The sequence below is a fragment of the Streptomyces sp. NPDC048211 genome (assembly GCF_043202315.1).
Lineage (GTDB): Bacteria > Actinomycetota > Actinomycetes > Streptomycetales > Streptomycetaceae > Streptomyces.
This window is the reverse complement of sequence record NZ_JBIDAD010000002.1, coordinates 730503-751580: the sequence shown is the minus strand read 5'-3', so window position 1 is coordinate 751580 and position 21078 is coordinate 730503. Positions and strand designations below refer to the sequence as shown.

Sequence of the window (21078 nt, the reverse complement as noted above, 5' to 3'; positions counted from 1 at the left end):
CTGCCGACGAAGGAGCCCGACGATGCGCCCCGGTGATCTTTTCGCTGCGCACTTCCTCGATCACAGAGCCCCGGGCGCTTCGGCCCAGATCGCCGAGCAGCTGCGCGAGGACGGTCTCGTCACCCTCGACCAGCTCGCTACCCGTAACGACGTGCTGGCGTTCTCCTCCCGAATCATGACGATGTCCGCACACCGCGACAGCGACTCCGACGGACTGACCACGATCCGCTGCATCCCACGCCACGCAGGCCGGCCCGGATATGCCGGACTCGGAAACGGCGAACTCGCCCCGCACACAGAACGCTCCGGACTTCCCCATCCCCCACGCCTGATGCTGTTGGTCTGCTCCCAGCCCGCCGAGAGCGGAGGGGAATGCCTGCTCAGCGACGGGCTCCGCGTGCACGCGGACTTGCTGGAGCACCAGGCCGGTGAGGCCGCGGACGTCCTCGCCCGGCCGCGTACGGCCTACTTCGGCGCCGGCGACGGACATCCGACTCAGGTCTTCACTCCTCATCTCGACGGGCGCGTCTCCCTCCGGCTGCGGCTGGACGCGCTCGCCAGGTGGAGCCCTCTCGTCCTACCGCACCTGTTCGAACTCCAGGCAGCGACTCTCCGTCATCAACAACCTGTCCGCCTGGTACCGGGCCAGGCGTACCTCCTCGACAACGAGCGATGGCTGCACGCCCGCACCGGGTTCGATGGAAATCGCGTGCACTTGCGTGGGCTGGGAGACCCGCACTTCGTCCTGCCCCACGGATTCATGCCGGCTCTGCCACCCGTCTCCCGACCCACCGCTCATCCGGAGGCCCTGTCATGGGCGTGACCTCGCCTGGAAGTGAAGCCCCAGGGAATGCCATGGTGCCGCACGAAGCACACGAGCCTCCCATCCTGGACTCGGTCGTCCCTGAAAGAGTCGATGTCCTGGCGCTCGTCGGGAGGGCGCTGTCCTGGGGCCCCGCCAGTGCCGATTTCCCGACCGTTGAGGAGGCCCTCGAACTGGCGAAGGGGTTCACCACTTACGGCCGAATCGTCGCCGACGACCTAAGCATCGTCATCGCCGGCATTCCCTCTGACTCGCCCGTTGGCCGTCGCGCGCAGGCAACGCTCGATGAGGCCAGCAGGCGCCTCACCCTGAAGCCGCTGGGCCTCACCGTCGCCCCCCGCTCTGCCGCGCACCGTGCTCAGAACCTCGCCCGCCTCGTCCAAGCCCTGAGCCGTGTGGCCGACCACATCGGCGAAGCACAGGTTCGCCCACGCCCGGAAGTGACTCGGCATCGAGAAGCCGTGTCCTCCGCGAGGGCGCCGTCGGCTGAACGGTCTGCCGCCCGGCGTTCCCCCTGACTCCCTCTTCGGTGGCCTCGACACCCCCGTTTCCCCCGTCGGCCACCGAAGAGGGCCTCAACACCACACCAAATCCGCCGGCTTCCACGGTGGCTGCTCTCCCGCAGGGTGTGGCAGGCAGTCAGCTTCGGGACTGCGATCGAAATGTTCGTTCTCGCCGCGGAGACGGGGCGTCGGTGACCATTCGCCGGGCTCCCATTTCGCCCCTAGCAGCTCGGCCCCAACTCGGCCAACCGACGCTTCGCCCGATATTCCGGCAGCGAATGCGAACGGAGCGCTGACCAGTCCGGACACAGCCCCGCTCCTCATCCGCACATCGACATGGAGGCTCCATGCTCACCGCTCCGACCTACCGCAGCATCGAGGGCGCATATCTGGCCCTACTCGAACTGGCTTCAAACAACTTCGAGCATCACATTGCCGCACGGGGTAACGATGCCCGCGAGGTAATCGGTGTGGGTTTCCGGCTACCCGATCCCCGCCAGAGACTTCCCTATCTGGCCACGCGCAAGGCAAACCCGGTCTTTCAGTTCGCCGAAGCCCTCTGGTACCTGGCCGGCCGCCGTGACCTGGAGATGATCGGCTACTACGCGCCCTCCATGCGTCCCAGCTCACGCGACGGGATTGACCTCGGCGGGTCCGCATACGGCTACACACTCTTCAATCCCGCAGAGGGCGACACCACGTCCCCCTTCGATCGGGTCCTGGACTTGCTGCGCACGGAGACCGACAGCAAGCGCGGCTACCTCCCTATTTTCTCTGCCTCCGAATTAGCGCTTGCCGACAACCCCGACATGGCGTGCCTCGCCGGAATGCACCTGCTCGTTCGAGGCGGACGCCTGCACATGGTGGTCAACATGCGGGCCAACGACCTGGACTGTGGCCTGCTGTCCGACGTCTTCAGCTTCACAATGATCCAGGAGTACGCAGCCGTGCAGCTCGGCCTGGAGCTGGGCACCTACAGCCACTTCATCGGCTCGGCACACGTCAACGACCACAACGCCGACCGCGTCAAGAAAGTGCTGTTCGAGGCGAACGTTCGACACCATCCCCAGAACTTCCCCTTCCCCGACATGCCGCGGACGACCAGCCCGGTCACTCTGACGAGAGTCCTCGTCCACGAAGAAGCGCTGCGGACCAACAAGGTCCGCTACAGCGCGGACGACATCGCCGACCTCGACGTGGACCCGTACTGGCAGCAGGCCCTGCTGTTGTTCGAGCTCTACCGGCAGATCGAACACGACCATGCATACACGGTGCGCCGCGACATTCTCGACGCGCTGCACCCCGGCCTGCGCTGGCTGGTCGGACACAAGTGGACGGCCTGCTCAACTGCCGAGGCCGGGCGATGAGTCGGAAGCCGCCGAGCGGCACCGTCGTGGAGGGGATCAACTTCGACCGCTGGTCAGTGGTCCTGTGCAAGCCCGATGCCGTGTCCCTCGGGCAAGTGGACGATGTACTGGCCCGGATCGCCGCCGCTGGGATCACCATCACGGGGCGCCGCGAACTTATCGCGCAGGCGTGGCAGGCCCACGTCCACTACTGGGACCTGCTCGTGGATGCCGATCACTTCCCCGGCCGGGACATTCCGGCGTGCCTGAATGCGATGTACGTCGGCCAGCCCGTCGTCGTCGCCCTCGCACACGGCGAGCCCGAGTTCCACGGCCGGCTGCGACAGCTCCTCGGACACTTCGATCCAACGTGCGCAGCGTCCGGCACGATCCGCGGGGACCTCGGCGACGACAGTCTTGACGCCGCGCTCAGGGACAAGCGTCTCGTGCGGAACCTCGTACACACCTCGGACGACCCGGCCGCCGCTCGTCGCGACTTCGGAACCTGGTTCGGGGCCGGCCGCCGCGCCCTCCTCGACCCGTCTATTCCGCCCCAGAGCACCCCTTCCGACGCCTGCCTCTTGCCCAGTCCACGGAGGAACCCATGACCGCCCCCATAGCACCGCGACGCCGTGCTCTGCCGATCCTGGCCACAGAGAAGATCGGCGGGCTGAAGCCGGAACTCGCGGACGTGATCGAGTACCGCAAGTCGGGCCTGTCACTGAACTGGATCGTCGGCTGCCCGCTGGAGTGCGGCTACTGCGTCCGGCACCTCTTCGACAACTTCGAGATGAAGGTCCCCCGGCGTCTGATGAGCGATGAAGACGCCGTTGCCCGCCTCGTGGGCCACCCCTTCTTCCGCGCAGGCAAGACGCCCATCCAGCTCCTGAACCGAGCCACCGACCCCATGCTCCCCATCGTCAAACCGCACGTGTTCAACGTGCTGAGACTGCTGGATGAGCAGGGCTTCACCAACCACGTCCTGATCATCACGCGGTGGCGGGTAGACCCCGAGGACTGCGCCGTCCTCAACTCCTTCAGGCACCTGCGCCTCACCGTGCTGGTCACACACTCCAACATCGCCAATCCCGACATCGAGCCCATCGACTCGAACATTGCCGCGGAGAGCCTGCGCACCCTGTACGAACACGCCGAGCGGTACCGCACCGTCCTGTACTGGCGACCGATCGTGCCCGGCTTGAACGACTCCGGCTCCGACATCGAACGCGCCCGCGAACTGTCCCTGCACGCACACGCCACGGTCTTCACGGGCCTCTTCTTCCGCGAGGAGATCGCCTCCTACTACGAGGCACACGGGCTGCCGATGCCGTACGCGGAGACAGCGCGGCGAAAGATCATGCCGGAGGCAGCCGAGGAGCGGATACTCGCCGCCTTCCAAGAGGGCTCCTGGGGAGCTCTGTTCCGCAAGACGAGCTGCGGTGTCGCGTACGCGCACGGAGAGGCCGACTACAACGGGCACTACGGGGTCCGTGAGCTGTGCGACATCTGCCCCGAAGACCAGATCGCACGGTGCGAGGCCGCATGGGTGAAGCCGGATCTCGCGACCGTCATACAAGAGGCCCGCGCCCTCGGCGCGACCGGCAAGGTCGAGATCAACGACCGTGCCATCGTCGTGGAAGGACTGGACGAACCCCCGCGCTACTCCCTCCAGCACGGCTTCGGCTACCAGTGCCACGACCGAGCAAAGCCCCACCACCACCGCCAGCACGGCCGAGCCCCGATCGGCTGGAAGGCGGGGAACGGAACCCGAACCGCATGAACTTCTCCTCCTGGCCCTCGCTCCTCGTCGTCGATGTCGAGGGGAACGGAACCAACCCCCCGGACCTCGTCGAGGTCGCCGTCCTTCCCGTACGTGACGGGCAGCCGGACACGAGCACGGCAGGGGCGTGGCTGACCAAGCCGAAGCGCCCTGTGACACCGTTCGCCGCTCGAATCCATGGCCTCACCAATCAGCGGCTGGAGGGCGAACCGGGCTGGGAGGAGATCTCCGACCAGGTTCACACACTGCTGGACGGCTCGTGGATCTGCGCGCACAACGCACACGTGGACTACAAAGCGCTGTCTGCGCACCTTCCACGATGGCAGCCGGCAGGAGTGCTCGACACGCTCCGGCTGGCGAAGAACACATACTCCGGCCTGCCGAAGTACTCACTCGACGCCCTGATCGAGCACGTCCAGCCAGACCTGAGCGCGGCCCCCGCACAGCGGCACCGCGCCACGTTCGACGCATACGCCACGGCGCAACTCCTGATCGCCATGGCTGCCCACTACGGCACCTGGGACCAGCTCGTCGCCGCGGCAGTACCGCCCGGCCTGCCCGGTGCCCCCGAACCAGAAGAGGAACCCACGCTGTGGTGACAACGACTCCCCCCATCCGCATCGGCGTACTCGGCGCCCACTCCACCGGCAAGACGATGTTGCTCAGGCGCATCGAAATGGAACTGCGCGCCAACGGCGCAAACCCTGTCCGAACGGGCCGCATCGGAAAGCGTGCCGCCCTCAACGGACTACCCAAGATGGAAAAGCACACCGCCGCGTCCACCGAGTGGATCATCGCGCAGAGCATTGCCGACGAGATCGCGGCGGCTGCGCAGGGCGCGGACGTCATCCTTGCGGACCGTGCTCCGCATGACGCGCTTGCCTATCTCAATGCCGCTCTGGAATACCGAGGCGAGCAGCTCCACCGTCTGGAGCGGGAGCGGCTGCTACTGCTGGCCGCAACACAGCTGCCGAAGTACGACTTGCTCCTGGCCACGGTGCTCGACCCCACCATGCCGGTAGAGCCGAGGCACGACTACGACAGCCGGTATCGGATGTTGGTCGACAAGCACACCCACAAGCTGCTCGGCAGCGAGACCATCACCCACCTGCGCGTCACCAGCGGTCCCGAGAGCCAGGCGAACGCTGTCGCGAAGGCGCTGGAGACCTGCCTGGCCGAGGCTGCCGTATGAGTGCCGCGTGGCCGGCTGGCCCCATCCAGCTCGCGGGCAAGACCGTCTCCCGGCTCGGGTTCGGCACGATGCGCCTGACCGGGCCCGGCACCTGGGGCGACCCCGTCGACCGAGACCTAGCAATCAGTGTTCTGCGCCAGGCAGTCCATACCCACGGCATCACGCACATCGACACTGCAGACGCGTACGGCCCTCACACTGTCGAGCACTTGATCAGGGATGCTCTCTACCCCTACGGCGAGGACCTGCTGATCGCGACGAAGGTCGGCATGGTGAGGCCGGCCCCCAACCTGTGGGCGCCGCATGGGCACCCCGTGTACTTGCGGTCCTGCGTTGAAGCGAGCCTCCGCCGCCTCGGCACGGAGCGGCTGGAGCTCTGCTACCTCCACCGCATCGATCCGGAGGTGGCACTCGCTGACCAGCTCGGCACACTTCAGGCCCTCCGGAGCGAAGGAAAGATCGGCCACATCGGCCTTTCGAAGGTCACCGTCGAGGACATCCGCCGAGCCGGCAAGGAGATCACCATCTCCGCGGTCCAGAACGTCCTCAATACGACCGACCGCTACGACCCCGCATTCGAGCTCTGTCGGGAGCTCAGCATCCCGTACGTCCCCTACCGGCCACTCAACGCCGGCGCTCTCACCCAGGGCCAAGGAGTGCGCGACTCCCTGCACTGGTTACTCCAGCTCGGCAACAACGTGGCCCCGATCCCCAGCACGACTCAGCCGCTGCACCTCGAAGAGATCGTGAGCGCAGTCGCATCCGGCGGATGGCCCTGATGGCAGCCAATACGGCAGAGCTTGTCGGGGCCGAGCGCACACCGCGGTTCCACGCGCCATACGAGAACTGGCGCCCTCCCGTGGTCGGCGTGTCGTTACTGGTCCCGGTGGGCATGAACGAACTTCTACTCGCCGACACCACCGGGCACGGCGATCTCATGCTCCCGACCGGTTCGATGGAAGCCGGAGAGACACCGGAACAGGCTGCTCAGCGGGTACTGGTCGGTGCACCGACCGGCTTCACCATCCTCCGCAGGGTCGCCGTGGATCAAGTGCAGACTCGTCGCCGAAGGGTCATCACGCACATCGTAGCCACGCTCCCGCTCGCTAACGACGATGCCGCGTCCCTCTCCTACCGCGACCCGCGTGCCCTCCTGCTGTCAGTGCCCAGGGCACGAGCTGTCTCCAAGCTCCCGGAGCAGGCCGGCCACAGGGCCCTGATCGGCCTCGGATGCCTGAGTACGGGCTTGGTCGCTCACCTCGAAGCCGGAGCCATCTGCAGGCTGGAAGCGGCTCCCCTGTCACCTCAGCCGGATCCCGGGTGAACTCGACGTCCTCGACAGCCGCGTTGGCCGGCCGTTCTACGCAATCCCCCAAAAGGGGTACCCACACCCACAGGAGTGGTCGAACGCAGGATCACGGCACCGCGCCCTTAGCCACATCAAGGGTCGCCCGACTATTCGAAATCATGTTCTAGATTTCGCTCCTGTGCACCCGTGACGGCGACAGGAAAGACCCAGTTACCCGATCACCTGTCCGCATCACGCCCGAGGAGCACTCATGCATCGCTTGCACCGTCCCGCACTTGTTCATCCTGCGTTCGAAGGCTCCGCTCCTTCCTCGGATGCGTGCGCGCGCCGCGCTGGCGGCTGCGCCGGATTCCTCACCACCGGGTCCCGACCGGATACGAGGTACCTGGCATGACCGGAGCCGCCTGCCTTTCAGGGGCACTGGCCCGGTGGGTGGAATCGGTTCTGGGACCGATCCAGGTTGTTCGCGATGCCTCTCATTCGCGGACGAACTCACAGGTGTGGGACGTGGCCAGTCGAGCCGGCCGCCACTTCGTGAAGGTGGCACCCGATCCGATTCTCTACACCCGCGAGACCCGCGCCTACCGCGAAGCCGTTCCACAACTCGGCCACAGCAGCGCCCCTACGATGAGAGACAGTAGCGCTGAGCTGCTCGCCCTAATCCTCACCGCCGTGGACGGAGAGCCCCTCAAGTACGAGACATCGCCTGCCCGGCGCCGTGACGCCCACAGGCAGGCCGGCCGACTCCTGCGTCGCTTCCACGATGCACTCCCGAGCCATAAGGGACAGTCCGAGGCCGAAGCGGTCATCGAAGCGACAGTCACCGGCCTCGAAAGGCACATTGCCGCTGCTGGCAACCATCTGTCCGCCACCGAGGCCGACATGCTCCGCCGCGCCGTCAGCGCCCTACCCTCAATCGGCCCTCTGCCCTGCGGACTTCGCCACGGGGACTTCTGGGAACGCAACATCCTCTGGAACGGCCGGCGTTGCGCCCTGATCGACTACGAGCGCAGCACCCCGGGACCGCTCGTCGCCGACTTCGTGAAGCTCGCCACCACCGTTTGGCTGGACCGTCCAGAGCTCGGCACGGCACTGTTCGCCGGATACGGGCGCTCGCTCTCCGCTGTCGAGCAGCGGGCACTGGTGTCCTTCGCTGCGGCTGACGCGGCCAGCGCGCTCGCTTACGGCCCCCTCCACGGCGACGCGCATGTGACTGCCCGCGGCCGACGAACCGTCGAGCGCCTGGCTCAGGAGGGAAGGTAGCGATGACCGACGAGCATCACCTGCTGATCGCGCATGTCGCCCAAGTCCTGCTGCGCACCAACGGATCCGCCCTGTGCGTGCGCAGGCAGCCCGATGCGGCGCTCACACCCGGACAGCTCACGGTCATCGGAGGACACGTCCAGGCCGACGAACCGCTGGACCATGCCGCACGGCGGAAGGTGGAGGAGGAAGCAGGCGTGAGCATCAGCTCCGCCCATCAGGAATTCTGCGGCCTCGTCCACCAGCACGCTCCCAGGGGGCACGACCGGATCACCGCCGTGTTCGTGGCCCAGTCCTGGACCGGTGAACCGCACAACACTGAGCCGGACGAGGACGAACGGCTCTTCTGGGTATCGATGGAAAAGCCCCCGCCTGACTGTCACCCCCACACCGCCACGATCTTCCAGCTGCTCACCGAAGGCCCCTCGTACAGGGCACTGGACTGGCCGAGCTCAGGAGGCACTCTGTGAAAAGGTTCTTCGGCCCCGTGAAGATGGCAGAGCCACAGGTCTCGGACGCCGAACAGGAACTCTTCGGCGGACCGCTGCGCTACGACATGGGATGGTCCCAACACGAGCACGCCACCCTGGACTTGACCATGCTGTCTGCGTTGCGTGCCATGCCGGCGCTGGTCGGCGCGGCGCTGCGCATGGCGTGGAACGCCGACCGCCGGGCGCTCATCGCCGTGGCGGTCAGTGAGATCGGACAGGGCGTCGCCGCGGCCGTCGGCCTGCTCGCCATCAACTCCGTCATGCATGCCCTGCTCGGCGGGACCGGTAACGCCACCGAGCGGTTGCATGCCCTTCTGCCCGGCCTCCTCGCCGCCGCAGCCATCGCTGTCGTCAACTCCGCCCTGGCCGGGTGGTCCACCGCCAGGGCGGGCCGGCTAGAACCGGTCGTCGAGCGGATCGCCACCACCCAGTACCTGGCAGCAGCAGTCTCCGTTGAGCTGGAAGCGATCGACGACCCGGATTTCCGCAGGCTCGTCGACATCGCCCAGTACGGCCCGGCTTCCGCACGCCGCATGATCGGCGTCTGCGTGTCGGCGCTGAACAGCAGCATCTCCCTGATGGCCACGGCCGGCGTGCTCACCGTTCTGCACCCGGCCCTGCTTCCCCTGCTGATTCTGATCGCGGCACCCCGCGGCTGGGGGGCCATGCGCGTGGCGCAGGAGCGCTACGTGTCGGTGATGAGCTGGATCGAGCACGTACGGGCAAGCCGTCTCATCGGCAACCTGCTGACCGAACGCACCGCGGCCCAGGAAGTGCGCATCCACGCCGTCGGCGGCTTCCTCCTCAACCGATACCGGCGCATGGCTGAATCTGCCGAGGCCGAGCAGGAGCGGCTGGCCTCCAGCAAGGCCCTCACCGAGTGGTTCGCCGCCGCCCTGTCCGGTCTGGCAATGGCGGCGACGTACGGAACCATGTTCTGGCTGATCACGAGCGGGCGCATGAGCCTCGCCGTGGCCGGCACCGCGGTCATCGCCGTCCGCTCCGGTTCGGCCAGCCTCGGCGCACTGGTGATGAACGTGAACCAGCTGCACGAGGAATCCCTGTACGTCCGGGACCACTCCCGCTTCCTTACCCAGGCTGCCCAGCGTGCCATCCCCCTGGGCGGCACGACCGTCCCCGACCGGGTCGAGCACATCGTCCTCGACCAGGTCACCTACTCCTATCCCGACCGCGAGAGCCCCGCACTGGACGGTGTGTCGCTCACGCTGCCCATGGGTTCGGTCACGGCAGTGGTCGGTGAGAACGGCTCCGGCAAGAGCACGCTGATGAAGGTCCTCTCGGGTCTACTCCTGCCCCAGGGCGGGACCCTGCGATGGGGCGATGCGGACATCGCCGGTCTCGACCGCGCCCAGGTCTTCGAGCGCGTCGCGCTGCTCACCCAGGACTTCCAACGCTGGCCGGTGACCGCCGCAATGAACATCCGGATCGGCCGCCCCGCCCACATCGCCTCACTGGAGGAATTGCAGCCGTCCGTCGACTACGCCGGCGCCGGTCCCATCGTGGCCAAGCTCCCCGACGGCCTGCAGAGCCTGCTGGCCCGCATGTTCCGCGGAGCCATCGAACTGTCCGGCGGTGAATGGCAGAAGGTGGGGCTGGCCCGCACCCACTGGCGCAGCTCGACCTCGCAGGCGGACAGCGTCCTCATCGTGGACGAACCCACCTCCGCACTCGACCCCGAGGCCGAGATCGAGGCGTTCGACCGTATCCGCCGCCTCGCCGCCCCGCACCGGGCTGTCGTCCTCGTCACCCACCGCATGTCCGGCGTCCGCCACGCCGACCGCATCTACGTCCTGCACCGCGGACGCCTGGCCGAGGAGGGCAGCCACGACGAACTCATGGCCGCCCGGGGCCGCTACGCCGCCATGTTCGATGCACAAGCCGCCCAGTACGCCCCCACCGGCAGCATCCCGCACCCCACTTCCCCCACCGTCACGGACTCCGCATGACACCACTGTCCGGAAGGCACACCATGTCGGCTACTCCCCCAACGACCGAACAACTCGACCCCAGCACTTTGCGCAACCGCCTCGCCGACCAGCTCCTGATGTCCGGCCACCTCCGCACCGCCGCCGTAGAGGCCGCCTTCCGCACCGTGCCGCGGCACGCCTTCGTCCCCGAAGTCCCGATGGCGGACGCCTACGCGAACGACATCATCCCGACCCGGCACACAGCCGACGGCCGTGTCAGCAGCTCCATCTCCGCGCCATGGCTGCAGGCCCACATGCTCGAAGCCGCCCACATCCGTGCCGGCCACCATGTGCTGGAGATCGGTTCGGGCGGCTTCAACGCTGCTCTGGTTGCCGAACTCGTCGGCCCATCGGGAAGTGTCACGACCGTCGACATCGACGCCGCCGTCACCGAGCGCACCACTCGATTCCTCACCGACACCGGATACGACCGCGTGCGTGTCATCACCGCGGACGCCGAACGGCTCCCTGCCGCTGCTGTCCCCGACGGAGGCTTCGACGCCGTGATCGTCACCGTCGACACCTGGGACCTGCCCTGGATCCATATGCTCGTCGAGGGCGGACGCCTCGTCGCCCCCCTGCGCCTGCACCAGTACGTGTGGTCCATCGGCTTCACCAGACAAGGCGCCGTACTGACCAGCGACGAGCCGCTCACGGTATGCGGATTCGTTCCCATGCAGGGCGCCGGCGCCTGGAACAGCCAACGCCGCACCATCCCCGGCCGCGGTATCCATCTCGCCTTCGAGGACGGCACCCCGCGGCCCGTCGATCAGCTCGCTCCGGCCTTCGACACGCCGCCCACAACCCTCCGTACGCACGTCACCGTCGGCGGCCAGGAGCCCTTCGACTCCCTCGCCCTGTACCTGGCCGGAGCGCTACCTGGCTTCTGCCGCCTGTCCGTCGATCCCGAGAGCGGCGACAGCGTCATCAGCCCACCGCCCCCGCACTGGCCCGGTGCCGCGATCGTGCGCGGCACCTCGCTCGCCCGCCTGGCCACCGAGCGGATCGGGGACGGTGACGACGGCGGCGGCCGGTACGAGTTCGTCGTCCATGCCTACGGCGCGGCAGGCGGCTTCGCTGCCGCCGAGATGGCCGAACAGGTCCAGCACTGGCAGCGCAACCACCGCGCCGCCCCATGCCCGCGAGTCACCGTCCGGCCGCCGACCGCGGCCTCCAACGAAGAGGTCGGCCCACACGTCTTCCGCAAGAAGCACACGGTGATCACGATCGACTGGCCGGTGATTCCCGGCACCGCGGCCTTGCTGACCGACGACCACGGCCACTACCTGCTCCATCTCCGCTCCGCGAACAAGCCCATCTGGCGCCCCGGGCACTGGGCTCTGCTCGGCGGCAACACAGAGAAGGGCGAGCGATGCGATGAGGCCATCGTCCGGGAGCTCGACGAGGAAATCGGCCTCACCATCCCGGACCTCACCGCCTTCGTCACACTCGACACGCTCGACGCCCACGGGGCCTTCATGAGCCGCGTCCGTGTCTACCACGGCACACTCAACCGGCCCGCGCACGAAATCGAGCTGTGCGAGGGCATCCAGCTGCGCTGGACCCGCCTGGAAGAGACAGCGGAGATGACCATGGACCCCGGCGCCGCGGCCGTCCTCCAAGCGCATCAGACCCGCCCACGCCCGGACCCCGCCGACGGCACCCCGCTTCCCACCGTGCAGGTTCGCGAGCCCGGTGATCAACGCAGCCGCAGCATCGTCGGCGCCCACCTCGTCCTCATCCGCGACGGCAAGGTTCTGCTCGGCAGACGCCACGCGAGCAGCGCCTTCGCGCCCTCGGCCTGGCACCTTCCCGCCGGCCACCGCGAAGCGAACGAGGCCGCCATTTCCTGCATGATCCGGGAGACGAAGGAGGAGACCGGACTCGCCATCGACGAGGCCGATCTTTCGCTCGTCCACACGCTCGACCTCCTCGACCCTGGCAGCCCGACCCCACGCATCCAGCTCTTCTTCACCACATCCCGGTGGAGCGGCGAACCGGCAGTCCTCGAACCGGACCGCTGCACCGAGTGGGCCTGGTGGCCGCTGACCGCACTGCCAGACCCGACGGTGGACTACACCCGCACCGCTCTGGCCGCCATTTCCCACGGCACGCCCTACACCGCGATGGGCTGGACCTGACCCTTCACACAGGACAGAACTCATGCCGTTCCATGCGGCGGCATAGCCCCCTGCCCTGCCGCCTGGAACCCTCCGCTACAGGAAGGACGTGCCCCGCGCATGTTCACCACACAGCCGCAATGGGAACGTGGGTACGCCGATGGCCGCCGCTATCGCCCGCTCCGCGACGACGAACGGTCTCTGCTGGCCACCCATGTGCCGGCCCCGGCCCACGGCAGGGCCCTCGACGTGGGATGCGGAACCGGTGAACTCGCAGCCCACCTACACTCGATCGGCTATTGCGTCGACGCCGTCGACTGGTCCGAGACCGCTCTCACCGAGGCGGCCGCCCGGAACGGGGAGGACGTGCACTGGCTGCGGGGCGATATCGAGAGCACCGACCCCGCGCCGCACTCTGCCAACGGCTACGACCTGATCACCCTTCGGTTCGTCTATCCGTTTCTGAACACTCGCGACCAGACGCTGGTCTCCCTCGGCCGGCGCCTCCGCCCCGGCGGCTCCCTCGTACTCATCACTCCACTCGCCGCCGACACCCCGACGGAACGACGCGGCATCGCGCTCGACGAGGACGAACTCGACCACTTGCAGGCCGGCTGGTCCGCTGCGCTACGCCACGACACCGAGGGCGTGTCCTTCGTAGTCCTGCGAGGCCCCCGTCACGACAGAACCGCAGCCCTCCGCCAACAACGCATTGGAAAAGGCGACTTGGACAGTGAGCAGAACAACCTCCAGGCATGGAGTACGTACGGCACCCACCACATCGCGCGAGCAACCCAGATCCCCGAAGTCGACCGCATCTCCTGGGCCTCCTGGCCAGGCGGCCCAGGAGCAGAGGTCCTCGGCAACCTGCGCGGCCGACGCGTCCTCGACCTCGGCTCCGGCATCGGAAAGCACGCCGCACACCTCGTCACCGCGCACGGAGCAGTGGTGGACGCCATCGACTCCTCACCGGGTCAGCACCGGCGCGCATGCGAACGGTACGGCGACTTGGACGGGCTGCAACTGCTTCTGGGCGACGCCGTTGATCACCTACGGGCTACGGAACCGTACGACGTGATCTACTCCATCGGCGGAATCCCTTACATCGACCCCCACCGGCTCCTTCCGTTCCTGGCGACGGCACTCAAGCCCGGTGGCCGCCTGTGCTTCACCACCCTGCACACGAACAGCCGCGGTGCCGGTCCCAGCACGTCCATGGCTGCCCGGCCCGAGGTTCTACCTCTGGCCGACGGTGGAAACCTCACCGTGCACATGTGGGTCCTCACCCCGGAGCTCTGGGAGGACCTGCTCGTCGAGTACGGACTGCGCGTCGAGGGCATCGACGTCCTCGACTCCCCTGACAGCGACAACCACGTGTCGTACCGCTTGTTCCATGCGCGCCACCGCACCCACGTCACGTCCGCACACCGCTCGGGGAGCGATAGATGAGTCCACAGCGCCATACCGAGCCACTCGACGTCCACCTGATCCTGCGCCGCGAGGGCGTTCATGGTCCGGAAGTCCTCCTGTCCCGACGAGCCGGCGCGGTCTATGCGGCCGGCCTCTGGCACCTCCCGTCGGGGCACCTGGACGGTCCGCACGAGGACGTAGTGGCTGCGCTTGTCCGCGAGGCCAAGGAGGAGACCGGCGTGGTCATCGACCCTGTCAACGCCCACTTCGCCGCCACGGTGCACCATCGCAGTCCAGGCGGCATTGCCCGGCTTGGGGTCTTCTTCGAGGTTCGCCGCTGGCGCGGGACGCCCCGGGTTCTTGAGCCGACTGTGTGCGATGCCATGAGCTGGTACCCGCTCGCCGCCTTGGCCACGCCGATGGTGGCTTACTGCCGCGCCGGTCTCGACGCCTACCTGGCCGGAACAGGGCTCGGCATCCACTTCCAAGAGCCCGGCGACCCGATCCCGTATGACAGAACGGCAGACCGGCTCCAACACGTCCAGGGCCGGGGGAAGACGGGCTCGAACCTCCCGGGCCGGCGTGCGGAGGATGCCGCCCACGGGCAGTCAGGCACACGCAGCATTCCCGTCGACCTCACAGGGAGCCTTCATGGCCCAGAAGGAACAGAGTCCGTTGACCAATCCTCCGACTCATGAGCAGCGGCCCCGCGTGGGGTTTGGCGTACCGGCTATGGGCCCGGCGTGGCTGCCTCCGGAGCAGTATGCCGAGACGGTGTTGAAGGCGACGGCGTTCGCCTGTCTGTTCTTCACCGACGAGCATGACAATCCACTGCAGTTGAGGGCGGTCTACTCACAGACGCATCCATGGCAGTTCGTCGGCGGAACGATGGATCCGGGCGAGCGGCCATGGGAAACGGCAGTGAGGGAATGCCAGGAGGAGACCGGAATCGCCTTCCGGGGTCAAGCCAGGCTCTTGGCGTCGATCTTCGGCCAGCCAGGGGCGGAGTGGCCCTACGCAACGATCGGCTTCGTCTTCGAGGGAGGCCGGCTCACCGGCGACGAGATCAAGTCCCTCACCTTGGATCCCACCGAACACGACGAAGCCCGCGTCCTGCCCATGTCGCAGTGGCGACCGCTCATGCCGCAACGAGACTTCGCCCGACTGGACGCGGTGGTGGAGGCCCGTCGGACAGGTTCAACGGCACACTTCGAATCCTGGGACTGGGAAAACTGATGACGATCATCCTGATGTCCGACCCTCGCGTGGCCGCGATTCCGGTTGACGAGTGCGGGGAGCCCTTGGCCGATGTCCGCGCAAGCGGGATCCTGCTCGTCGACGACCGCCGACGGGATGCGGCCGGCGCCTTCGCCCACCTCCGACAGGGGGTGCTCGACCGCTTGCTCCTGGCCTCGTCTCTCCTGCCGGACGGCCTGCGACTGCTGTTCGTCGAGGGCTACCGGCCGCCGGCCCTGCAGGCGCAGTACTTCGAGGCGTACGCGGCAAAGCTCCGCGCACTCAGTCCGGCAGCGACCGCGGTACAGATCCGGGCTGACACCAGCAGGTTCGTGTCGCCGCCCGAAATCGCCCCGCACAGCGCAGGAGCCGCCGTTGACCTCACGCTCGTCGGTCCCGACGGCGTGGAACTGGACATGGGCACCCGGGTCAACGCAAACCCGGAGGAGAGCAATGGCGCGTGTTACACCGCAGCGGATTCGATCAGCGCCCGAGCCCGGACGAACCGAGAAGTCCTCGTCCATGTCCTCTCCGAGGCCGGGCTCGTGAACTACCCGACCGAGTTCTGGCACTGGAGTTACGGCGACAGATACTGGGCCCTGGAAACCGACAGGGAAGCGGCGCCCTACGGACCGATCGAGCTGCCGTGATCGACGGTCAGCGAGAGCCACTGACAGCCCGCGTCCTCATCGCGGGCTGTCAGGCAGCCCACGCGGCCACAGGCCCGGACGTATGGGCGTTCGGTGGTGAGCGGTGAACTCCGCCCCTGCCGCCGACAGCCTCTGGCGCCACATCGACTTCCGCCGCTACTGGTTGGGGCAGGCCGCCAACGTATGCGGATCGTCTCTGAGCTCGGTGGCCGTTCCCCTTGTCGCCGTGGTGACCCTGCACGCCACTACGTGGGAGGCAGGGGTACTGGCCACGGTTCAGAAACTGCCACCATTGCTCTTCTCACTGCATGCTGGCGCCTGGTGCGACCGTCGCCGCAAGCGTCCTTTGATGGTGGCGACCGACATCGTCAGCGGCCTGGCCATGGCCACCGTGCCCGCAGCCGCGGCTCTTGGCACCCTCACCCTGCTTCATCTATATGCGGTGGCCTTCGTCGTCGGATCGTCGCAGGTGATCGGATCAGCGGCGAGCCTTTCGTACATCCCAGTCCTGTTGCGTCGCGACCAATTGATGCAGGGCAATGCAAAGTTGGCCGGCGCCAACACGCTCGCCGACATCGGTGGCCCCGCACTGGCAGGGATCCTGATCGGCTTCATGGGTGCGGCTCGTGCGGTTGCTCTCGACGCTCTCACGTTCTTCCTCAGCGCTGTGTGGACTCTGCGTATCCGGGCAGCGGAGCCGGATCCAGCCGCCCGTAAGCCGGGCAGTTCCCTGCGCTCGGAGATCCGCGAGGGCTTGGCCTACACCTGGAGGCATCCGGTCATCGGTCCACTGGTGACCACCAATGCGATCACTTCCTTCGTCCTGGCCGGAACTTCGGCGATCTGGGTCGTCTTCCTCGTCCACGAGCTGCGCTGGCCCCCACAGGTGTTCGCGTTGGTGATGAGCGTGGGCGCCACCGGAGGATTCATCGCGTCCCTGATGGCGCGGCGCTTGGCCAAGGCGTTCGGCCCGGGCCCCGTGATGATCGGTGCCCTGGGCCTCGCCCCGGTGAGCCAGCTCCCGCTCCTTCTCGCCGGGCCAGGCCGCGCAGGCTACGTCGTGATCGGTGCGGGCCTGTTCGTCCAGCTGTTCGGAGCGGTCACCCACGGCCTCACACAGCGCACTGTGCGCCAGGAAGCATGTATCCCCGAGATGCAAGGCCGCATGCAGGCGACCGGCCAGTTCACCGCCTTCGGACTGCGCCCCGTCGCCACACTCCTAGCTGGCGCCTCTGGAACCGTACTGGGGCTGCGCCCCACGCTTGCCATCGGCACGGTCCTCCTGATTCTGCCCGCCCTACGTCTCGCAGGCACCCCAGTCCGTTCACTGCGCACACTCACCCACAACGCCCCAGCGTGATCAGCATCTCAGCCAAGCTCACCGGTTCTCACCGACTGGCCCCGCCTGGTCGGCAGGCGGTTCGTGGGTAGGTCTGCCGCCTCAGTGGCGAAGCCGGACTGAGTGGGTGCTGTCCCACCGATACGACTGGCCTTCGCGGCGCATGGCGACCAGGTCGACTCGATCACACACCGTAGGAACCGGCGGGAGGGCTCGCAGGGAGTGCACCACCGGTTGGACGCGTTCCATCGGAAGGGTCTGGTGGCAGTAGCCGATTCCGATGTGTGGCCTGAGTCCACTGCTGGACTTCATGGGTGCGAGGCCGCACGCGGCTGATGAGGCCGCCAGGACCTGATGGAGAGCTATGACCGGTGCCCACGGAGCGACGCTGTAGCGCAGGGCGCCGCGTGATCCGGCGAGTGGGAGCGCTGTGAGTTCGAAGGCCGATGGAGCGCTGGCCTGAACAGTTGCGGTGAGACGTTCGAGGTCCTGGTCGGAACAGGCGTCGACGAGTCCGACACGTCCGAGCGTGAGATGGAAGGCGTCGGGCGCGACGAAGTCAAAGGCGCTGATGCCAACGTGGTCAAGTACTGCCGCTTGACAGCGGACTGCCTGCTCGACGAAGCAGGGGTCAGTGATACTGAGTAGCCAGTAGTAGGCGCGTGTGGTGGGTGACCATCCTGGACGTTTCCAGTGATTGGTGATTTCGGTGAGTGAGTCGAAAGCTGTCCAGTCCGCGTCCGTAATGGCTGCCTGCTCGTCAAGGTCTCGGGGCGGGTCGGGCGGGAACGTGTCGGGGTACGTCGTCGGTCGTGCCATCGCTTGGCGGCGTCCTTCCCGAGGGTTGAGGGGACGCTGGCATGGTGGCAGAGCGACTTCTCAGTTGCCGTACGCGGGGGGTGGTGGACCAGTCGGCGAGTGCGTCGCGATACTCGCGGACGGCCGTGGTGTCCTCCCACTTCGCTGCACTGCGTCGCAGGTCGTGGGCGCGCTGGACAACGGAGAGGATGAGTGGGCCTCCTGCGGCATCTCTCAGGACCTGTTGGCCGAGCAGCATGGCGTGCTCGATGTCGGGGCGTTGTCCGCTGACGAGCGCCGTGGCAACGTCGAGTCGCACGAGGGAGCGAGTCCAGTCCGAGGCGGATGCGGCTACGTGGCCGCTGATCTCATTCTCGTAGCGCAGGACGGCGGCGGTGTCTTTGAGGGCGACGTATCCGGTGATGGCGTTGGCCAGGGTCCGGGTAACTCCGTATGACCCCAGCGAGATGCACGGCGTCAGGCCGGCAGGGACAGGGTGGCGCTCGGTCAGATCCTCGGCTGCGCCGATGGCCCGGATGGTGCCATCGGTGTCGTTCTGGCGGGAGAGGGCACGCGCGAGGCCGTTGACGTACAGGCGGATTGCCTGTGGATGTTCCGGAGCGAGAGCGATGCCGTCTGCGGCCCAGGTGGCTGCTTCGGTGTAGGCACCTTGGTAGTACGCGGACAGCGAGCGTGTTCCGTGGGCCCACATCACGGTCTCCAGATCGCCGATGTCCGTGGCCAGGGCGATGGCTTCGGCGCTGTAGGACTCGGCGAGGATGTGGCGGCCGGCGTTGACGGCCATGTATCCCAGGACGGCGGAGGTCCGGGACGCCACTCGGAACAGCGCGGTCCGGTGGGAGGCGGGCTGCTGTCCTCGGAGCAGTTGGTGAAGGTGGTCTCGCAGCTTCCGGGTTCGGGCGGCAAGTCGCTCTGAACCGGTGGGGCCGTCTGACTCGTACGCGTCGACTATGTGCAGCAGAGCGGTCTCGGCGACCGGAATGGCGGCGGCTGCGGTGTTGGACGCAAGGAGGTCGTCCACAGCGGCGGCGACATCGACCGGGTCGTCCCATGGGGTCTCTTCCGGGACGAAGGCCAGCACCGAGTCACCTGGGGTCCTGATCGGCGAAAGCTCTGCCGGGACGCCGAGACCGCCGAGAACGCTGATGATCTTGACAATATTGGTCAAGGGACGGCCCGCTTCGATCTTCGATACCTCACCCTGACTGAGCCCTGTGTGCGCGGCTATGTCGGTCTGTGAGGCGCCGGACAGGCCACGTACGGCTTTGAAGGCAGCACTGAAATCGAGCGCGGTGATGGCCTGACGAGTACGGGGATCGTCCCAGATATGGCTGGGCAGCCATCCCTTCTGGCGGCAGCTTCCGCAGAGGGAACCGGTGCTGTATCTGCTGAGCTCTGTCCGGCACTCGGCGCACCGGTTCCTCGCCACTATCTAACTCCTGAACTCGCAGGCCAGAGAGGTGACTTACCTTATTCCCTTTTGAATATCCCGGCGGGAATGGGCCAGGACGATGGAGCCTGCCACTCTGAATTTCGGCCGTCATCGCGCCGTTTGAATCGAGGGAGGTGTCCTGTTTTGCTCGGAGCTGTGTGGACGGATGAGGAGCTGTTCGAAGCCCTTGAGGTTCGGTACGGGCTGGATGCCGTCCATGCTGATCCGCAGCAGAGCGCAGCGGGCACGGTCATGAGCTGGCACGTTGCGTGCGAGGACGCTCCTGACGTGCGGGTGACGCAGTACTTGGACTGGCAGGGACTGCAGGATGCGGCGCACGCCCTGGACATGTCCGAATACTGCCGTGCCGCCGGGCTCTCGGTACCTCGCGTTCATGCCGACAAGGCTGGCTGGCTGCTGTCCGATGGGGCCACGAGCGGGGTGTGCTCGGTCACGGACGTCCCTGGAGGGGCACCGTTCCTCCGCCCGTACACCCGCGACCAGGCCCAGCATCTGGGGGTGGGTCTCGGGCGCATGCACCGTGCTCTGGCCTCCTACCCCCTGCCGTCCGCGGAACCGCGGCACGATGAATCTGCCTGGGCTGTGCTTTCTGTAGAGGATGCAGTCACTTCGCACGAGGCGGCGGCCTTGGCCGCGGTCACCCGTGGTGTTCGCGATGCGCACATCTCCGGGCAGTTGCAGTGGATCCGCCAGTGCCTGACCGAACACCTCGGAGAATTGCGCGAGGCGACCCCGGATCGCGGCACCCTGACTGCGTACGCGATTCACGGCGCGTTCATTCCGCCGTACATCCGGTCGAGTTCTGCCCGGCCCGTGGTCACCGGATTTCGTGCCCGCTACGGCTATCTGGCCTGGGAGACGGCGCGCGCAGCTTTTGACGTGCGTACGGTGGCCCAGGGTGATGGATGGCAAGAATGCGCGGTCAGCCTGCTGGCTGCCTACCATTCCACCCATCCTGATCTGCCACTGCGGGAGATATCCGCGTGCCCCCGCATCGCGCTGCTGGAGCTGTTGTGCGCGCCGCTGCCTACCGCCGTACTGGAGGCGTGGGAGCTGCGCTCCGCAGCGGTGCGGCAGCTGCTGGAAGCACTGCCGGTGTTGGACGAGGCTCTTGCCCGACTCGGCGCGCAGCCCCGGAGGCAAGTGTGAACCGGCGGGTTCCTGGGCTCCCCGACGCCCGGTTCGCGGTGCGGCCCGGGCGCTCGGAGCGCTGTGCGCCTCGCCGCCGGCCTCCCAGCGCCTTCCCCTGAGCCGGTCACCGGGGCTGGTCTGTACGTCTCTCCCCCGTGGCGAGCAGCCCGCCCCGGTGACCCTTTTCTGTCCTCCTTGTCCCTGTGCCCGCACTCGGCGTCGTTC

21 protein-coding genes are annotated in these 21078 nt (G+C 67.2%); 19 read left to right on the top strand and 2 right to left on the bottom strand.

The features are described from left to right. Positions 1-22: 22 nt before the first annotated feature. The 18 genes from ACGFZA_RS10250 (at position 23) to ACGFZA_RS10165 (ending at position 17471) form a co-directional block, all read left to right on the top strand. Positions 23-823, top strand: a complete 801-nt coding sequence (locus ACGFZA_RS10250) for a TauD/TfdA family dioxygenase (RefSeq protein ID WP_329539167.1) — start codon at positions 23-25, stop codon at positions 821-823. Positions 824-855: 32 nt separating this feature from the next. Beyond that, on the top strand, positions 856-1341 hold the full coding sequence (locus ACGFZA_RS10245; protein WP_393678616.1) for a DUF6415 family natural product biosynthesis protein: 486 nt from the start codon (positions 856-858) through the stop codon (positions 1339-1341). A gap of 332 nt (positions 1342-1673) precedes the next feature. Then, a complete protein-coding gene (locus ACGFZA_RS10240) occupies positions 1674-2693 on the top strand; it encodes a thymidylate synthase (protein ID WP_393678615.1) in 1020 nt (339 codons plus the stop codon). Further along, a complete protein-coding gene (locus ACGFZA_RS10235; RefSeq protein WP_329539171.1) occupies positions 2690-3280 on the top strand; it encodes a nucleoside-diphosphate kinase in 591 nt (196 codons plus the stop codon). The genes ACGFZA_RS10240 and ACGFZA_RS10235 overlap by 4 nt, the downstream gene beginning before the upstream one ends. Next, on the top strand, positions 3277-4452 hold the full coding sequence (locus tag ACGFZA_RS10230; RefSeq protein WP_393678614.1) for a radical SAM protein: 1176 nt from the start codon (positions 3277-3279) through the stop codon (positions 4450-4452). Before ACGFZA_RS10235 ends, ACGFZA_RS10230 begins: the two co-directional genes overlap by 4 nt. Further along, entirely contained in the window at positions 4449-5051 is a 603-nt protein-coding gene (locus tag ACGFZA_RS10225; RefSeq protein ID WP_330830063.1) for a 3'-5' exonuclease, read from the top strand. The genes ACGFZA_RS10230 and ACGFZA_RS10225 overlap by 4 nt, the downstream gene beginning before the upstream one ends. Continuing rightward, positions 5045-5644 (top strand): AAA family ATPase, encoded by a 600-nt coding sequence (locus tag ACGFZA_RS10220; RefSeq protein ID WP_393678613.1) that lies wholly within the window; start codon positions 5045-5047, stop codon positions 5642-5644. The genes ACGFZA_RS10225 and ACGFZA_RS10220 overlap by 7 nt, the downstream gene beginning before the upstream one ends. After that, the gene (locus ACGFZA_RS10215; RefSeq protein ID WP_329539176.1) at positions 5641-6423 is read left to right on the top strand and encodes an aldo/keto reductase; all 783 of its coding nucleotides are present in this window, start codon (positions 5641-5643) and stop codon (positions 6421-6423) included. The genes ACGFZA_RS10220 and ACGFZA_RS10215 overlap by 4 nt, the downstream gene beginning before the upstream one ends. After that, positions 6423-6968: a hypothetical protein gene (locus ACGFZA_RS10210; RefSeq protein WP_329539177.1), complete on the top strand. Its 546-nt coding sequence runs from the start codon at positions 6423-6425 to the stop codon at positions 6966-6968. Before ACGFZA_RS10215 ends, ACGFZA_RS10210 begins: the two co-directional genes overlap by 1 nt. Before the next feature lie 375 nt (positions 6969-7343). Then, complete coding sequence (locus tag ACGFZA_RS10205) at positions 7344-8216, top strand: phosphotransferase (RefSeq protein ID WP_329539178.1); 873 nt, start codon at positions 7344-7346, stop codon at positions 8214-8216. Between the two features lie 2 nt (positions 8217-8218). Then, entirely contained in the window at positions 8219-8686 is a 468-nt protein-coding gene (locus ACGFZA_RS10200) for an NUDIX domain-containing protein (RefSeq protein WP_329539179.1), read from the top strand. Between the two features lie 23 nt (positions 8687-8709). Continuing rightward, complete coding sequence (locus ACGFZA_RS10195; RefSeq protein ID WP_393678891.1) at positions 8710-10674, top strand: ATP-binding cassette domain-containing protein; 1965 nt, start codon at positions 8710-8712, stop codon at positions 10672-10674. Beyond that, positions 10671-12836 carry a methyltransferase, FxLD system gene (gene fxlM / locus ACGFZA_RS10190; RefSeq protein WP_393678612.1) on the top strand — a complete coding sequence of 722 codons (2166 nt, stop codon included), beginning with the start codon at positions 10671-10673 and terminating at the stop codon, positions 12834-12836. Before ACGFZA_RS10195 ends, fxlM begins: the two co-directional genes overlap by 4 nt. Positions 12837-12935: 99 nt before the next feature. Then, positions 12936-14264 carry a methyltransferase domain-containing protein gene (locus tag ACGFZA_RS10185; RefSeq protein ID WP_393678611.1) on the top strand — a complete coding sequence of 443 codons (1329 nt, stop codon included), beginning with the start codon at positions 12936-12938 and terminating at the stop codon, positions 14262-14264. Continuing rightward, positions 14261-14923: an NUDIX domain-containing protein gene (locus tag ACGFZA_RS10180; RefSeq protein WP_329539182.1), complete on the top strand. Its 663-nt coding sequence runs from the start codon at positions 14261-14263 to the stop codon at positions 14921-14923. The genes ACGFZA_RS10185 and ACGFZA_RS10180 overlap by 4 nt, the downstream gene beginning before the upstream one ends. Beyond that, the gene (locus ACGFZA_RS10175; protein ID WP_329539183.1) at positions 14877-15461 is read left to right on the top strand and encodes an NUDIX hydrolase; all 585 of its coding nucleotides are present in this window, start codon (positions 14877-14879) and stop codon (positions 15459-15461) included. Before ACGFZA_RS10180 ends, ACGFZA_RS10175 begins: the two co-directional genes overlap by 47 nt. Continuing rightward, positions 15461-16111 (top strand): M15 family metallopeptidase, encoded by a 651-nt coding sequence (locus ACGFZA_RS10170; protein WP_393678610.1) that lies wholly within the window; start codon positions 15461-15463, stop codon positions 16109-16111. Before ACGFZA_RS10175 ends, ACGFZA_RS10170 begins: the two co-directional genes overlap by 1 nt. 103 nt (positions 16112-16214) lie before the next feature. After that, positions 16215-17471, top strand: coding sequence for an MFS transporter (locus ACGFZA_RS10165; RefSeq protein WP_330830054.1), 1257 nt, complete (start codon positions 16215-16217; stop codon positions 17469-17471). Positions 17472-17552: 81 nt separating this feature from the next. On the opposite strand, the gene ACGFZA_RS10160 is transcribed toward ACGFZA_RS10165, so the two are convergent. Together ACGFZA_RS10160 and ACGFZA_RS10155 are read right to left on the bottom strand one after the other, a co-directional pair. Next, a complete protein-coding gene (locus tag ACGFZA_RS10160; protein ID WP_329539186.1) occupies positions 17553-18269 on the bottom strand; it encodes a 2'-5' RNA ligase family protein in 717 nt (238 codons plus the stop codon). Continuing rightward, on the bottom strand, positions 18211-19437 hold the full coding sequence (locus tag ACGFZA_RS10155) for a hypothetical protein (protein WP_393678609.1): 1227 nt from the start codon (positions 19435-19437) through the stop codon (positions 18211-18213). The genes ACGFZA_RS10160 and ACGFZA_RS10155 overlap by 59 nt, the downstream gene beginning before the upstream one ends. Before the next feature lie 420 nt (positions 19438-19857). Between ACGFZA_RS10155 and ACGFZA_RS10150 the strand changes: the two genes are divergently transcribed. Beyond that, positions 19858-20871 (top strand): hypothetical protein, encoded by a 1014-nt coding sequence (locus ACGFZA_RS10150; RefSeq protein WP_329539189.1) that lies wholly within the window; start codon positions 19858-19860, stop codon positions 20869-20871. The last annotated feature ends 207 nt before the right edge of the window (positions 20872-21078 follow it).

Coding starts and splice junctions, on each gene's coding strand:
- ACGFZA_RS10250 (WP_329539167.1), top strand. CDS start 23: ATGCGCCCCGGTGATCTTTTCGCTGCGCACTTCCTCGATCACAGAGCC.
- ACGFZA_RS10245 (WP_393678616.1), top strand. CDS start 856: ATGGTGCCGCACGAAGCACACGAGCCTCCCATCCTGGACTCGGTCGTC.
- ACGFZA_RS10240 (WP_393678615.1), top strand. CDS start 1,674: ATGCTCACCGCTCCGACCTACCGCAGCATCGAGGGCGCATATCTGGCC.
- ACGFZA_RS10235 (WP_329539171.1), top strand. CDS start 2,690: ATGAGTCGGAAGCCGCCGAGCGGCACCGTCGTGGAGGGGATCAACTTC.
- ACGFZA_RS10230 (WP_393678614.1), top strand. CDS start 3,277: ATGACCGCCCCCATAGCACCGCGACGCCGTGCTCTGCCGATCCTGGCC.
- ACGFZA_RS10225 (WP_330830063.1), top strand. CDS start 4,449: ATGAACTTCTCCTCCTGGCCCTCGCTCCTCGTCGTCGATGTCGAGGGG.
- ACGFZA_RS10215 (WP_329539176.1), top strand. CDS start 5,641: ATGAGTGCCGCGTGGCCGGCTGGCCCCATCCAGCTCGCGGGCAAGACC.
- ACGFZA_RS10210 (WP_329539177.1), top strand. CDS start 6,423: ATGGCAGCCAATACGGCAGAGCTTGTCGGGGCCGAGCGCACACCGCGG.
- ACGFZA_RS10205 (WP_329539178.1), top strand. CDS start 7,344: ATGACCGGAGCCGCCTGCCTTTCAGGGGCACTGGCCCGGTGGGTGGAA.
- ACGFZA_RS10200 (WP_329539179.1), top strand. CDS start 8,219: ATGACCGACGAGCATCACCTGCTGATCGCGCATGTCGCCCAAGTCCTG.
- ACGFZA_RS10195 (WP_393678891.1), top strand. CDS start 8,710: ATGGCAGAGCCACAGGTCTCGGACGCCGAACAGGAACTCTTCGGCGGA.
- fxlM (WP_393678612.1), top strand. CDS start 10,671: ATGACACCACTGTCCGGAAGGCACACCATGTCGGCTACTCCCCCAACG.
- ACGFZA_RS10185 (WP_393678611.1), top strand. CDS start 12,936: ATGTTCACCACACAGCCGCAATGGGAACGTGGGTACGCCGATGGCCGC.
- ACGFZA_RS10180 (WP_329539182.1), top strand. CDS start 14,261: ATGAGTCCACAGCGCCATACCGAGCCACTCGACGTCCACCTGATCCTG.
- ACGFZA_RS10175 (WP_329539183.1), top strand. CDS start 14,877: ATGGCCCAGAAGGAACAGAGTCCGTTGACCAATCCTCCGACTCATGAG.
- ACGFZA_RS10170 (WP_393678610.1), top strand. CDS start 15,461: ATGACGATCATCCTGATGTCCGACCCTCGCGTGGCCGCGATTCCGGTT.
- ACGFZA_RS10160 (WP_329539186.1), bottom strand. CDS start 18,269: ATGGCACGACCGACGACGTACCCCGACACGTTCCCGCCCGACCCGCCC.